We start from the raw sequence: 14,487 nt of genomic DNA, 5'->3' as shown, positions 1-14,487 counted from the left end.
TTTAGAACTTGTGAGTTCTATCACAGCAGTAACCTGATTACTGAAATAAAATTAGTAATTTTATAGAAAAACATACAAAGTAATCTATGGATTTACTACAACTAAGTTTAGTGTTAGGTCAAACAATGGGAATTGTAGACACACAGAAAATTCAAGTAAAAGATAACCCAAGCCAGGAAATAAATAGAGTGGTGAATCAATCGCAAATATCTACATTCCGAGGAAAATTGGTTTACGAAGAAATTCCGCCGGTCATGTCGGTTCGCGCTTATTTAGGCGAGGAATTTTTTCTGATTACCAATACATCAAACCATACTAAATTAGTCTTGCGTCCATCAGAGCAAGTATCTCACAACACATTGCAATCATTACATAATCAACAAGTAGAAATTACAGCCAAATATGTTCTAGGGACTCGCCCAAAAGTTACTGAAGCTGCTTGTCCTTTAGATGCTGATGGTGAATGTCTACCTCAAGGTGAAGGTTATCAAGTATTATCGATAGTGTTGTTAAAACCACATACTAAATAAGTATTTATCTTGCTCTGTGCTTCAGTGTCTCTGCGTGATCACCTGAGTAAGTTTACTTGATATTTAATTCTTCATAGTTGCCAGTGTATACACTCACTATTGCTATACTGATTTATTTAGTTGCTCATTCTCAATAAAAACAAATTTATTGCTTTGATAACCATCACCAATTGATTAATCTAATATCATTAGGACTTACGCATCAAAACAAAAAATCAAGGGTTTTGGCGAGGGTGGGGGTTCAGGGGTATAGGGGTGTACTGATTCAAAATCCATACACCCCAAACCCTTTCACCCTGACACCCAATCTCCACAGATAATCTTTGTGCGTAAGTCCTAATCATATCCGGTAAATCAGTTATGATTCAACACATCTGTGCAGAAAGACAAAACTCTTTCTCCTCCTGCCCCCTGCGGTTGTTATGATAAGTCTTTTACCGGACACGATATTACCCCTAACGAACTTCGATTCAGCCAGGGCTAATTACCTATTAATTGTTATCGCTTTTGCTGGTTGACCAGATGCGTAAATCTCCCACATTCTCAGGTAAGCTTGCTCTAAATTGCGAGTATAAAGCGGAGTATCAAACAGTGGATATGTGGTAAGATTTTGGGCTAATTTCTGGTTAATTTGTTGTAATTTTTCAGGAGATTTAGCTAAATTAATTGCTAACTGTTCATAAGTCTCTAAACTGTTAGTTATCAACTCAGGTAAACCAATTGCCATTAACAAACTAGCGCCTACACGCGAAGGAAAAGTTTCCCCAGGACAGGTAATTACTGGCAATCCAGCCCATAAAGCATCACTCGCAGTTGTGTGAGCATTGCAGTATAAAGTATCTAAAAATAAATCTGCTAATTTATGCCTAGCTAAGTGTTTAGCCTTGGCTTCGGGTGGGGCAAAAATTAAGCGATCGCCATTTATTCCTCTGGATTCGGCTTCTCGGCGCAAATTAGCTTCATTAACAGCAGAGCGAGCAATTAACCACAAAACACTTCCTGGTATAGCCGCTAAAATTCTCATCCAAACATCGAAGATTGTTGGTTCAATTTTGTAGTGATTATTAAAGCAGCAAAAAACAAAACCTGATTCTGGTAAACCGTATTGCGAACGGGTGACAGGATGATCCGATATTACCTGTTGGTAATCGTTGACTTGGTAACTGTGTGGTAAAGTAACAATTTTCTCACTAAATGTATTAGCAAATTCTGGTGGAGTAACTACTGCATCGCCAATAATATAGTCTACAAAATCACTACCCATTGTTCCAGGAAAAGCCAAATAGTTGACTTGAATGGGTGCTGGACGCAAAGCAAGAATTTGGCTGCGGGAACCAAATGTATAAGCATTAATATCAACTAAAATATGAATTCCATCATTAAAAATAAGTTCGGCACTTTCTTCAATAGATAAATCTGCAATATCTTGAAAGTGTTCGCTATAATTTGCAATATACTGACGATATTTACTATTATCATCTTCACCACAAGAGTAAGTGAAAATTTCAAAATCTGCTTTATTGTGTAAACGGAATAAATTCTTCATTAAGTGGCTAGTAGCATGGGCGCGAAAATCATTGGATAAATAGCCAATGCGTAATCTACCTTTCAAAGAGCGTGAATGTTGAAAATTTAAACTTTGCCGTAATTGTTCCCATTTTTGAGATATGGAACTGCCATAAGTCTTAGCTACTTGCAAAAATAACTTTCTATCCCAAGGCTTGTTTAATGAATTGAATGGATTAAGGGTTGTTTGCTTACCAGTTGCTAATTCTTGAATAGTTTGTTCCCAAAGCTTAGTTAAATCTGTCTGACGCGATCGCCAGTCGCAAGTCATCTCTTTGAGATAAAATAAATTAGTAAACGCCTCAGCCGAACCGGGCTGCATTTCTAAAATTCGCTCAAATATCCGCTTAGGTTCGTTAACCTCGCCTTTGCCGAACATAGCTAACATTGTTAGCATTATCCCAAGACGGTTGAGAGCTTTAATATAATTTGGTTTAGATTGAATTGCGGAACGAAAACAAGCAATCGCACCTTCTAAATTATTTTGTGATTCTAAGACAATCCCTAGATTTAAATAAGCCTCAGCATATTCGGGATTTATCTGCAAAGCTTCCCGAAACTTCGTTGCTGCTTGGGGTAATTTACTTTGCATTTGCAAAACCAGACCCAAATTATTATGAGCAAAAGCATAATCTGGTTTACTTTGAATAGCAGCAGTCAAACATTTAATTGCCTCATCTAAATCTTGGGCATCTACTCGCAAAATACCTAAATTATTATATGCTTGAGCATGATGAGGATTAATTTCTATAGCTTTTTGATAAGCTAAAATAGCTGCCTCAGTTTGTCTCTGACTTTCTCTAATTACTCCTAGTTGATACCAAGCCGGAGCATAGCGAGGATGTTGAGCAATGAGTTTTTCGTATTGCGCGATCGCTTCGAGAATTTTCCCTTGTTTTTGTAATGTTAATGCTTCTGCGTACAAATGTTCTGCCGTCGGCCAAATTAATTCAGGTTGCGATGTATCTAAGAATTGGTGAGTGGGAAATTGGGAATTGGGAATAGGGATGATGGATTTATCTTCAGTTAATTTGATTGCAGGTGATGGCAGATTTTGTTTAACTAAAGGCGAAAGAGGATCTAGATTAATTAACTGATGAATTTCATCACAGAGAAATCCCATAACTTGAGGGCAGTTAACCTTTGATAATATCTGCACGTCAAAAATTTCAGTGACTTCCCCTTCTAACCGCAACCAGTGAACCATTGCACCAGTTTTTAGGTCAATTACCATCAAACCGCATTCAGTTTCAGCGTTGTTATTGACTAGCTTGACACTATGATGACTAGTTTTAGATAACCCAACGATCGCATAATCTCCAACAAACGCCAACCCCCGCAACCAACCAAAACCCAAAGTCACCGCTTGAAATTTTCCACTATATATATCGATATAGCCAAATTCTCTGGTACCAGCATTCAACAACCACAACTTATCTTGATAAAATCGTGGCGAATGCGGCATAGATAAACCTGTCGCCACAACTTCGTCAGACTGAATATCTACCACACAACCGTTATTTTGCCATGTCTGCTGCCAACCATTCGCCACATCAGATTGGCTATAAGCTGTCACGTAGCGGGGTTTACCGTTCACTATCGCTAAACCATTCAACTGACAGCGATTTTCATTCACCAAATGAGAGATAAAACGAGGCTTCCATAAGGGAATGCAACTATAGCGATCGCTCACTGTTGCTACACAGTTTAACAAACTACTGACAAATACAATGCGGTTATTTTCTGTTTCTACCGCTAAATCCTGAATTCCTAAATCCCCAGTAGTATAGCCAACTCGCGGGATATATAACTTGTCATAGCCATCATAAATTTGCCCCGGTACTAAAGAATTATCTAACTGCCAAATTTGCCCTTTAGTACCCAGATAAATCCTGTCATCAGTTATGTATAACCCCGCAGCTTGCTCAAACACCCGTTCAAATCCCGAAATTTGCCCTTGGTGATTCACACCCAACAATATTAACCGCGAACTTTGAGGTGTAGTGATCGCAAGGCTAATCTGTTGAGATTGTAACCAATTCACGAAATTAGGGGAAGCAGAAATTTGTAGAGCGATTTGGCGTTTAAGTGCGGGTGTGACAATCATATTTTTCAGTTTAGGAAGGTAGATGGAAATCCCTCACCTACATCCACCCCCATAATAAGAGGGTTGTTGTAAGTTATTAATTCCCTTTAAAAAGGAAGTTATGGTGGAGCGTCAAAATATTCAATCAGGAAAAGTGTATGTCTATAGATAGGCATTCAACAGCTTTACACCTACCTGAATAACTAACCGCAGATTTTACCTTCCAGTCACAGAGAAATAACATCAGTATGATTACTGTCTAACAACAATCAATTTAAGGTTGCTACGTAAATATACGTAGTCAAATATCATTGAGCTTCATCTCTGTCGAAATCTTCCCAGCAGAGGAAAATTCATTCTTTTATATTAGGAATTATTTTGACATCTATCCCAAGTAAGAGTTATTAAAGATACAGCTAACTGAAGGTTAAGCAAACCACATTGTTCTGAAACACTCAACAGAAATACCTCACGCACCCATTCGCAACTCTGGAATGTACCAAGATTTTAGCTAGTTACTCAGTAAACATCTACACACAAACAAACAATGACAACATCAGTAACCTTTGCCCCAGTCATTAACTACGACAACCGTAGTTTCTTTACTTATTCAACAGTAGTTGGAGATTTCAACAAAGATAACATCCTAGATTTGGCGTACATAATCCCCGACACCGAAAACGAGGGTTTTCCTACATTATTCGTCGCATCAGGTAATAGCTCAGGGAGCTTTAACTTTGCTAGTGCCCAAAGCTACAGCGTTGGGTTTGGATATAATTCAGCCTATTATCCCATTGACGTAGCAGTAGGAGACTTCAACGGTGACGGCTACCTAGATTTAGCAACCGCCAACCCAGGCAGTAGCACAATTTCGGTGCTACTCAACAATAAATCTGGTGGCTTTAGCTCTGCCATTACCTCCAGCGTTGGAAATTATGCTTATTCGATAAAAATAGGAGACTTCAATAACGATGGCAAAGATGACATTGCCGCAGCAGGCTCTAGTGGCGGCCTATCAACGCTGTTAGGTAATGGCTCTGGTAGCTTCGGCTCTCTGAGAACCTTCTCCTACTCCGAAATAGGTTATGGCAACCCAGCATTAGGAGACTTCAACCGTGACGGCTATCTAGATGTAGCAAGTCCAGATAGGAACAGAATTTTAGTACAACTTGGCAATAGCTCAGGAAGCTTCGGTACTGCAAGTGACTACAGCGTTGGAGGTGCTGTCAGTGATGTAGCAGTAGGAGACTTCAACGACGATGGTATCCTAGATTTAGTCAGCACCCAACCAAATAACAATACTGTATCTGTGCTGTTAGGTGATGGTAGTGGTAGCTTTGGCACTGTGACTAATTTAGCTGTTGGGGATTATCCATACCGTTTAAAAGTAGGAGACTTTAACAACGATGGCAAGGATGATATTTTCACACAAAACGATAATGGTACGATATCAGTACTGTTAAACAACACCATCATCCAAGGCAACTTCACCAACCCCAACGACGACATCTTTGAAATCGGTGGTAGCGAACTTACAAAAGTCAAAATCAAAATCCAAATCAAAGGACGCAGTACCGCCTTACTCAACGAACTTGGTGTCTTCAACGTTGATGACGACGAAGGCAAAATCGAAGGTATCTTACCAGGCGCAGCAGGTTATCAAGAAAAAGCCCTAGCACGCGCCAAAACCATCTTCTCAGTTTTAAACAATAACCCCACAGGCTTTGCACCCGAAAACCTCAGCCGCATCCTAGAATTTGAAGGTGGTACACAACTACGCTTTTACTTAAAATCCCAAGGTAGCATCATCTTCTCCAGCACCACCACCCAACAAATCACCTCGTCAAGTGAAGGTGGCTTCTCCATCGGTTGGAAAGATGGTTCCCGTGGTAACTCAGTATTTGATGACTTGCAAATCACTATCCAAGAAACCGATGAAGATTTACCCATCGGCATTGGTTTACAAGGAAAATCAGAAGGTGAAGCGATTGATTTGCGTGAATATAGCGGTGATAGCTTAATTGCTGGCACTTTTAGCGTTTACCGCGAAGCATCATACAACAACTATGTCGGCTTTTATAAAGTTGTTGATGAAAGCGGTGGTATTGATACCAATGGTGATGGTACAGCCGATGTTCTTGTTGGAGACGCTGGTTATCTGCAAGCCGCAATTAACCAACGGGTGACAGGTATTGGTTTATCAGTCGGTAATCAAAGTACTGGTAATAGTGAGTCTAATTTTACTGGTGGTGGCATTTATGTACCATTCTTGGTGATTAATGGTGGTATTGATGCTTTGTTAGATAGCAATACCAGCAATGACCCAACGGTATTCTTTACGTTTTTAGGTGCCAACTCTGACAAAACTCAGCATGTGCGGATATTAGGTGATAATACCTTCGGCTTTGAGGATTTGGTTGGTGGTGGTGACAATGATTTCAACGATGTCATTGTCAAAATTAATTTAACTGCTCCGACGCAAAATTTATAATGTGTCATAGCTACCCAACTTTTTCAAAAAAGTCGGGGAGCTAAACACCCACAACCTGTCAAAATAATTTTGGCAAACTACTAGTAAGACTTTTAGCCTCTACCTGCTGACTCCTGCCTTTTGTCTCCTGTTATGCAAGGTATCCTCAAATGAGCATAAGCATCGCTCAGTTGGACAGCCTCTGCTGGTAAGTGCAGAAGTATACAGCATTTGTAGACAGCAGCTTGGTATTCTCGCCATTGCCTACGGATAACTGCACTTGTAGCATTGTTACCTAAATCTGTAAATTTTAGACCAGCCCTAGCCAGCCAAACTTCGACATCGGTGGTTTCACCAACCGGATCAGATATAGAAGTAGCGTTATTCATATTTTCAGTATATTTGCTGGATCAAAAGTTAAATAAGCCTTCAAAAATGGGATTGCGAAAAATAACTAAATATTATTGAGCCGAAAGCAAAATCATTAGTCGGTTTTGAGATATTTTACCTCTACCGCAGAGCAGATATTTGCTAGGGTACGTCAAAAGATATACAGTATCCTCAGTGTTGTAGATTCAGTATATGCAGAGAATTGAAAATCAGCAATTTGGTTTAATTGTCTAATTCATAAAATTAATTTATTGGAATAATATTTGATTGTAGCAATCAGAGGTTAATTTTAGCTGTCAATTTCACTAATCTTTCTCCGGCTGATTGCAAGGTATCGGTTTTTTTACTAAAACAAAAGCGGATGAATGAATTGCCTTTTTCTGGTTGACTGAAAAAGCTAGAACCAGGAACAACAGCCACCCCAATTTCTTTAATTAAATAATTAGTAAATTCAATATCTGTTTTGTAACCAAATTTGGCAATTTCAGCAAATATATAGTAAGCGCCTTGCGGTACAAAATAAGGAATATTACTTCATCACCTGGATCAATAGTTGCTAACATCACAGCTGCCATTGCTTCTGTAGAACCACAGGTGACAGTGATTTGTGTTTCTGGATTAATTTCTAGACCTAAATACCACCTAACTTTACTCGCGATCGCGTCTCGAAATGCTTTGTCTCCCCAAGTAATTGCATATTGATTAACATCAGCTTCAATTGCTTGATAAGCTGCTTGTTTCAACTCTAACGGACAGGAAAAATCAGGAAATCCCTGCGCTAAATTCACTGCACCATATTGGACAGCTAATCGAGTCATTTCTCGAATTACAGATTCTGTAAATTGTTGCGCTTTCGCAGAGATTTTTTGACGCTGAATTTCTCTCACCTAACTTCTCCTATGACTGGGGAATTAATCAATACTTTTACAGTTCTTGGGGATTGGGTCGCCAGCGTAAAACATAAGCTTCTAAAACGCGCACACCCCAATCGAGTAAAACGCTAATAAATGCCAAAACTACCAATATTGCCCAGGCTTGATCAACGTTTAAAGTTCCCTGGGCTGACATTAACAAATAACCCAATCCCTGGGTTGAACCGATATACTCAGCCACTAAAGCACCAACCAATGCCATACCTAAACTAGTACGAATCCCCGCAATTACCCAACTCAGCACTGAAGGTAATACAACCATATACAACATTTGCCAGCGATTTGCCCCCATTACTTGAAATGCAGAAACTAACTCGCGTTCAATACTTTGGAGTCCTTGATATGTTGTAAAAAATATTGGAAAAAACGCGGCTAAAGCTGCCAATAATACTTTTGAGAGTAATCCAATGCCAAACCAAACAATAAAAAATGGCGCTAAAGCAATTCTTGGTAAAGAATTAAATATCTGAACGTAAGGAAGGGTGATTTTAGCTCCTGATGGTGAATATGCTAAAATTATTCCCAGACTTACACCGCCAGTCATGGCTAAAACTAGTCCAGTCATTGCCTCTTGAAACGTCACAAAAATATGTTGAAATATACTCCCGCTAGATAGTAGTTGCCATATCTGCTGCACAATCAAACTAGGTTTACCAACAAGTGCTGGTTCAATAAAGGGAGAAATATTAAATGCACCTGTGCCGATTTCCCACACCAGTAAAATGACAACCAATGGTGTGATTTGGATGGCTAGTTGTATGATGCGTTTTTCCCAACTAATTTGATTAGGAAGAGAACTGATATTTTTTGATTTATTGTTACTAAAAGCAAGAGCAGATTGTCCCAGGGTTAAGCTGCGATCGCGGGTGGTTTTCATATTATGCAATTAAGTTTTTAACAGGGAAATCCCTCGGTCTGGTTGTAATACTTGCGTGGTTAACTCTGACCACATCTCACGCTGGATTTGTTGAAATTTGGGGTCAGTCCGAATGGCGATCGCCGAGCGTTCTGGAGGTAAGTCAATCTGAAATTCCTTGACAATTTTGCCAGGACGCGCACTCAATAAAAATACACGCTGTGATAATGCGATCGCTTCATCTAGGTCATGTGTTACCAACACAAATGTACATCCCGTATCACGCCAAACTCGTAAGAATTCATCTTGTAAAAGAGCGCGTGTTTGGGCATCTAAACTACTCAAAGGCTCATCAAGTAATACGACATCAGGTTGATAAATTAATGTCCGAATCAGTAATACACGCTGCTGCATTCCTCCTGATAATTCCCTCGGAAAACTATTTTCAAAACCTGATAAGCCATATTTTTCCAGCATAGCCAAGGCTATTTTTCTTCTTTCATACCGGGGTACACTACGAATTTCTAAAGGCGCGGTCACATTATCTATAACTGTCCGCCAAGGTAACAAAGTTTGCTTTTGAAATAAATAACCAATTTCTTTGATGCCACTGATATTAAAACTACCATTTACTTCTGTACCACTATTAATTAATCCCGCAATCACATTTAATAATGTACTTTTGCCGCAACCACTAGGGCCAATTAAGCTGACAAATTCACCAGCATTGATAGTCAAGCTCACATTTTGCAATGCTTCAATTCGTTTATTCTTACTCCAGTAAGAAATGCTGAGATTGTGGGTGCTGATTGTCGGGACTGACATATTTTTGGTTATTCCTCATACTTGATCAAGCCAACTTTGCTGGAGGAAAAATTTTCTCCCTGGTCTGCCACTATGCAAAGTTTGTGTGACAAACTACTAAGCGCGACGACCTGCAAATTTATCAAATACTCCTTCAGTATAAGGAACCATTTTCTTAATAATTCCGGTGTCAAAGAATACTTTTTGATCAGCCAGATAAGCCTCTTGACTAATAGAAGCATCTTTAGGAACAGAGCGTTTAAGTTCTGTATTTAACCCTGTCAAAATAGCATCTAAATTTTTGCTATCAAACCGTTTACCCACCACTTGCAAAATTTGTTCTGGTGGGGTTTGGTGCATATATGTAAAAGTCCGATTGGCAACTTCAACTAATCTTTTCACCGCCTCAGATTTTTGGGAAGTTACACGTTCATGGCTCAACCAAGCACGAGTCATCGCCTCATTAGCACCAAAGTATTTTTTATGTACTTCTGGATCTAAAGCATTTAATAGTTGAAAAACTGCTCCTTCTTTGATGAGTTTGTGCAAGTCTGGCGCACCTGCGATCGCCGCATCTACTTGCCGAGATTTAATTAATGTATAAGTAGAAGCAGTGGTACTTTGAACATACTCCACATCTTTATCGCTCAAACCATTTTGACGCAGATATTTGACGAATACGGCCCAACTCCAAGTCCCAATTTCACCGGCAGAAACTTTTTTACCTTTGAGGTCAGCAACGCTTTTAATTTGAGATTGCAAATCAGAGCGCACAATTAAGGAAGTATCCACTAAATTACGACGATTGGCTACAACATTTAACGGCACACCCTTGAGGCGCGAAAGATAGACGTGTAAAGGTGCTTGGGCTGTAAAATCAATTTCCCCTGCAATCAGCGCATCGCGCATCTTTGCACTACTTTGAAAGGTAATGACTTCCGCATTTAAACCAGCCGCATTGAAATAACCTAAATCTTGTGGAATCCACACATCAATCGAGTTAATTCCGCTTACCGCCCCCAGTTTGACGCTGATAGTTCCTTGATTAGCACCAGGCTGGGTGATATTATTACAGGCTTGTGTCGCTAGAGCAGTTGTTACTCCTAAAGAAGCATATTTTAAAAAGTCTCTACGTGTAGGCATTGGCTTATTCAAGGTTTATTCAATCAGCACCACTTATTCAACAGAAAAACGTGGGGTTGCCAAATTTGGATCAGCCCACGTTTATCGGGCAGTTTCTTCAAAAATTAACCAACAGTCAAAACTCGGTTATCAACAATTTGCTGGAAGGTTGCATCAGGTTGAATCAGTCCCCATTTCACCATCCAGTTGTAAGTCCGATGAAAATCCGCCTCGCAGTATGGTGCTGGGTCTGCATAGCGCAAACGGTTGCGACGGAAGTCTGACGGTTCTAGATGAACAATCTCTTCAGATACGTCATCGATCAGATATTTCACATAGCGGGTGGGGTCTTCTTGTAAATCCTTCACCGCACGACGGATAGCTTTGTTAATGGCTTCAAAGCTGGCTTGATCTACTTCTGGACTAGCAATTTCTAGACCTACATAGTGAGCCTCGGCAATAATCTTGTAGCCGAGTTTTTCAGCGACTGTAATCCAAGGTTCCATCACCGCCACTGCATCAACTAGGCCATCACGCAAAGCGAGAAAGCGGTTGAATTGTTTGGGTTGACTACCGCCTTCAATGTGAACTACTTTAATCTCTTCTTGGGGAAGGAAGCCTTCAAGTGTTTGGATGGCGATGTAGTGGGAACCGTGGTGAAAATTCACACCCACCGGTACATTAGCGAGGTCTTGGGGGATGTTGTAGGGTGAGTCTGGACGGACAATAATGGCTTGACTGGCGATCGCCGCCCGTTTAGCAATTACCTGTCCACCACGAGAACTGTCGTATGTGCGGCGTACTTGTCCCCATTCACAGGCGCGGTAAAGGCTGCTTTGGCCTTGCTCAAACAAAGAGGGGCCACCAAAAGAACTAACTTGACGATGATCATCAATTAGGGTGATGTTGGCTGGGCGATCGCCATAATTGCGTTTGACAAACTCAATCTCCAGCCCTAATTCAGCAAAGTAACCTTGATCACGAGCCACATAGTAAGGTAGTGAGAACACTGTGCCACTAATCTCGGTGGTAATTTTCTTGAGTGCCAAATTTGCGTTACTCAAGGGTTTGTCTCCTGATTTTTATCGGTCAAGAATTATTCTCCGGTAAATACACGGATTTAGTCAAGATTAAAAATATTTATTTACAGTAGTGCAGATGATTCTAATGAAGCAGTCAAACTTCAGTTATCAAAAAACATACGTATATAAAACTATAGGAATACGGTTTGATTACTGAATCTAGTTGTGTGGTGCGCGTTCGCAAAGCGTCTCGCAGAGAAGCGCAGCGCAAGCGCGATACGCAGAGAGTAAGAAATAAGCCTGATCCGGGTGTACTGATTTTTTTCCCAAATCAAATATGAGTCCTATAGATTACAATTTCTATAGATGATTATTATTGGAAATTTTAGACTCACATCAAATTGGTAGAGACTAAGTTCTGACTAATAATATTGCTGATTGATTACCTATATTGTGAATATTCAAAATAACTTGATTTTCACTTGATGTACAGCCCAAAAGTATCTTGATTTCTGTATCACGCTTTTCCAAATCTACACTACAGATAACAGATGTTACTCTTTTATGAGATAAACTTCCGATCCAGACATCAATATTAGAGGCATCCCCAGCTTGAGTATCTGCCAAATATCCATAGTCCAAAGGGTAAATGAAGGAGGCATATTTGGGATGTGTGCTTCCTTTTGAACGCTCAATTTTGATATTACTAGTAGCGACTAACTGATCTAATTTCTTCCAGAATTCATTGCTTTGCGTCATAACGATGCTCATTAGATATCTTATTGACTTAACAGGTTTGGTAATAATCTCATATCATTAAATACAACAGATGCACCAACTTCTCGTAATGTTTCTGGATTCGTCAATTCTGCATAACCAAACACAGTCATCCCTGCATTAACTCCTGCTTTTACGCCAGTGGGTGTATCTTCAATCACCGCACATTCCTGGGGTAAGAAGCCCATTTTTTTAGCTGCATGTAAGAATACATCAGGATAAGGTTTACTGCGTTGAACATCTTCAGCACTAAATATTTTTCCTACAAAATATGATGATAATTTTGTGACATCTAGAGCTTTATAAATCCAATCATAGTTACTATTTGATGCTAGACAGTAAGGAATATTCAAATTGCTTAAAACATCATGTATTCCTGTTACTGGTAGCAAATCGCTGTCAAAAGCTTCTAAAACCCGTTGATGAAATTCATGGCTAAAATTATCCGGTGGAGCTTTACCAAGCATATTTGCAATTATCTCGATAGCTTGAGACATTGATTTGCCCACAAAAATCTTAAATATCTCGTCTAAAGTTAGCGTGAGTTCTATTTCTGTCAGCATTTCTAACAAAATTTGATTGGCAACTCGTTCACTGTCAATCAGCACACCATCACAATCAAAAATAATTAAATTGAATCTGTCCATGAATTAGTCAAAATTTTGATTTTTGTCCAATGACATAATACCAATTTAAGCTGAAACTGCTCTCCATAAATTATAGAGAGACGTTGTATATAACGTCTCTCTATAATTTACTGCTGAATTGCATTTAGTTTATAGGATTTACGCATCAAAACGAAAAATCAAGGGTGTAGGGGTTCATGGGTATAGGGTGTACTTATTCAAAATCCTTACACCCCAAACCTTTACACCCTTACACCCAATCTCCACAGATAATCTTTGTGCGTAAATCCTGGCTTAATTGAGTGCTGATTCTGCTAATACTTTCTCAGATTTTTGCTTTAGGACTGTTGGTAAATCACTAGTTAATGGCTCACCTTCAACTATTTGTGATTTAAAGCCATCAGGCCCGACGGGAATGTCACCTGTAATCGTAGTGCGATAGAGTACGCGCTCTACTTCTACATGATCTAAATCTTGGGGTGCTAAATGTGAGGTGGCGCGGTTATCCCAAAAGGCAATATCACCATTGTTCCACCGGAAGCGAGTGGTGTAAGCAGGTTTGGTGATTTGGTTGAAGAATAACTCAAGCAATAATTCACTTTCTTGTGGTAAGACATCAAGAATGTGTGAAGTAAAGCCAGGGTTCACAAACAAGGCTTTTTCACCAGTCTCAGGATGAACGCGCACTACTGGGTGAATTGAAACTTGGGGATTAGCGGCAATACGCTGGGCATATTTGCTGTTACTAGGTAAGCGTAAGCGTGCATTAAACCGATGTTCGGCTTTTAATCCGTCAGCTAACTTCCGTATAGGTTCTGATAGACCCTCATAAGCTGCCACTAGATTAGTCCACTGTGTGTCACCACCAAAACTAGGAACATTCACCGCCCGCAAAATTGAACCCGCAGGAGGATTTACAACCGCAGTCACATCGGTGTGCCAACGGCTTTCGTAGCTGGTACGGCGTAGACCATTGCGACGCTCAAAGCGACTACGGTCAATTGGTAGGATTTGGGAAAAGCCTTCTATTGGCTCGTCTTCGTGGGGGTGCGCGTAGGTCACTTCACCAAAACGAGCCGTGAAGGCAATTTGGGCAGCATGATCTATGTTTTGATTGCGAAAGAATACGACTTTCCACTTCAATAATGCTTTGCGAATTTCGGCAACTACCTCATCTTGCAAAGGACGTGAAAGATCCACTCCATTAATTTCAGCACCAGTGAATCCAGAAGTAGGTTTAACTTCAATATGTTTGTAACCCATGTTTATTCTCCAAAGTTTGTATAACAGAAGGTAGAAAACAACC

The 14,487-nt window shown here is 39.9% G+C and carries 13 protein-coding genes; 2 read left to right on the top strand and 11 right to left on the bottom strand.

Annotated elements, in window-relative coordinates; all coding sequences use genetic code 11:
- Positions 1-86: 86 nt before the first annotated feature.
- A complete protein-coding gene (locus H6G79_RS14795) occupies positions 87-530 on the top strand; it encodes a hypothetical protein (protein WP_190589563.1) in 444 nt (147 codons plus the stop codon).
- 484 nt (positions 531-1,014) lie between these two features.
- Here H6G79_RS14795 and H6G79_RS14790 read toward each other — a convergent pair whose 3' ends face one another.
- Entirely contained in the window at positions 1,015-4,203 is a 3,189-nt protein-coding gene (locus tag H6G79_RS14790; protein ID WP_190589564.1) for a TIGR03032 family protein, read from the bottom strand.
- Between the two features lie 526 nt (positions 4,204-4,729).
- Between H6G79_RS14790 and H6G79_RS14785 the strand changes: the two genes are divergently transcribed.
- On the top strand, positions 4,730-6,673 hold the full coding sequence (locus H6G79_RS14785) for an FG-GAP-like repeat-containing protein (protein WP_190589565.1): 1,944 nt from the start codon (positions 4,730-4,732) through the stop codon (positions 6,671-6,673).
- A 92-nt stretch (positions 6,674-6,765) separates the two neighbouring features.
- On the opposite strand, the gene H6G79_RS14780 is transcribed toward H6G79_RS14785, so the two are convergent.
- The 10 genes from H6G79_RS14780 to H6G79_RS14740 all read right to left on the bottom strand — a co-directional run bounded on the left by H6G79_RS14780 (position 6,766) and on the right by H6G79_RS14740 (position 14,444).
- Positions 6,766-7,041 (bottom strand): hypothetical protein, encoded by a 276-nt coding sequence (locus H6G79_RS14780; RefSeq protein WP_190589566.1) that lies wholly within the window; start codon positions 7,039-7,041, stop codon positions 6,766-6,768.
- A gap of 277 nt (positions 7,042-7,318) precedes the next feature.
- On the bottom strand, positions 7,319-7,462 hold the full coding sequence (locus H6G79_RS36770; protein WP_242048363.1) for a hypothetical protein: 144 nt from the start codon (positions 7,460-7,462) through the stop codon (positions 7,319-7,321).
- A 14-nt stretch (positions 7,463-7,476) separates the two neighbouring features.
- On the bottom strand, positions 7,477-7,929 hold the full coding sequence (locus H6G79_RS14775) for an aminotransferase class I/II-fold pyridoxal phosphate-dependent enzyme (protein ID WP_313933916.1): 453 nt from the start codon (positions 7,927-7,929) through the stop codon (positions 7,477-7,479).
- Between the two features lie 37 nt (positions 7,930-7,966).
- Complete coding sequence (locus tag H6G79_RS14770; RefSeq protein ID WP_190589567.1) at positions 7,967-8,851, bottom strand: ABC transporter permease; 885 nt, start codon at positions 8,849-8,851, stop codon at positions 7,967-7,969.
- Between the two features lie 9 nt (positions 8,852-8,860).
- On the bottom strand, positions 8,861-9,655 hold the full coding sequence (locus H6G79_RS14765; RefSeq protein WP_190589568.1) for an ABC transporter ATP-binding protein: 795 nt from the start codon (positions 9,653-9,655) through the stop codon (positions 8,861-8,863).
- 96 nt (positions 9,656-9,751) lie between these two features.
- Positions 9,752-10,777: an ABC transporter substrate-binding protein gene (locus tag H6G79_RS14760; protein ID WP_190589569.1), complete on the bottom strand. Its 1,026-nt coding sequence runs from the start codon at positions 10,775-10,777 to the stop codon at positions 9,752-9,754.
- A 104-nt stretch (positions 10,778-10,881) separates the two neighbouring features.
- Positions 10,882-11,820 carry an ABC transporter substrate-binding protein gene (locus H6G79_RS14755; RefSeq protein WP_190589570.1) on the bottom strand — a complete coding sequence of 313 codons (939 nt, stop codon included), beginning with the start codon at positions 11,818-11,820 and terminating at the stop codon, positions 10,882-10,884.
- 369 nt (positions 11,821-12,189) lie between these two features.
- Positions 12,190-12,537, bottom strand: a complete 348-nt coding sequence (locus H6G79_RS14750; protein WP_190589571.1) for an inorganic pyrophosphatase — start codon at positions 12,535-12,537, stop codon at positions 12,190-12,192.
- 20 nt (positions 12,538-12,557) lie between these two features.
- Positions 12,558-13,202: an HAD family phosphatase gene (locus H6G79_RS14745; protein ID WP_190589572.1), complete on the bottom strand. Its 645-nt coding sequence runs from the start codon at positions 13,200-13,202 to the stop codon at positions 12,558-12,560.
- A 273-nt stretch (positions 13,203-13,475) separates the two neighbouring features.
- A complete protein-coding gene (locus tag H6G79_RS14740) occupies positions 13,476-14,444 on the bottom strand; it encodes a TauD/TfdA family dioxygenase (RefSeq protein WP_190589573.1) in 969 nt (322 codons plus the stop codon).
- Positions 14,445-14,487 lie beyond the last annotated feature (43 nt).

Origin of the sequence: Anabaena sp. FACHB-83, assembly GCF_014697485.1 — a bacterium.
Lineage (GTDB): Bacteria > Cyanobacteriota > Cyanobacteriia > Cyanobacteriales > Nostocaceae > Nostoc_B.
This window is presented reverse-complemented; position numbering and strand designations above follow the sequence as displayed.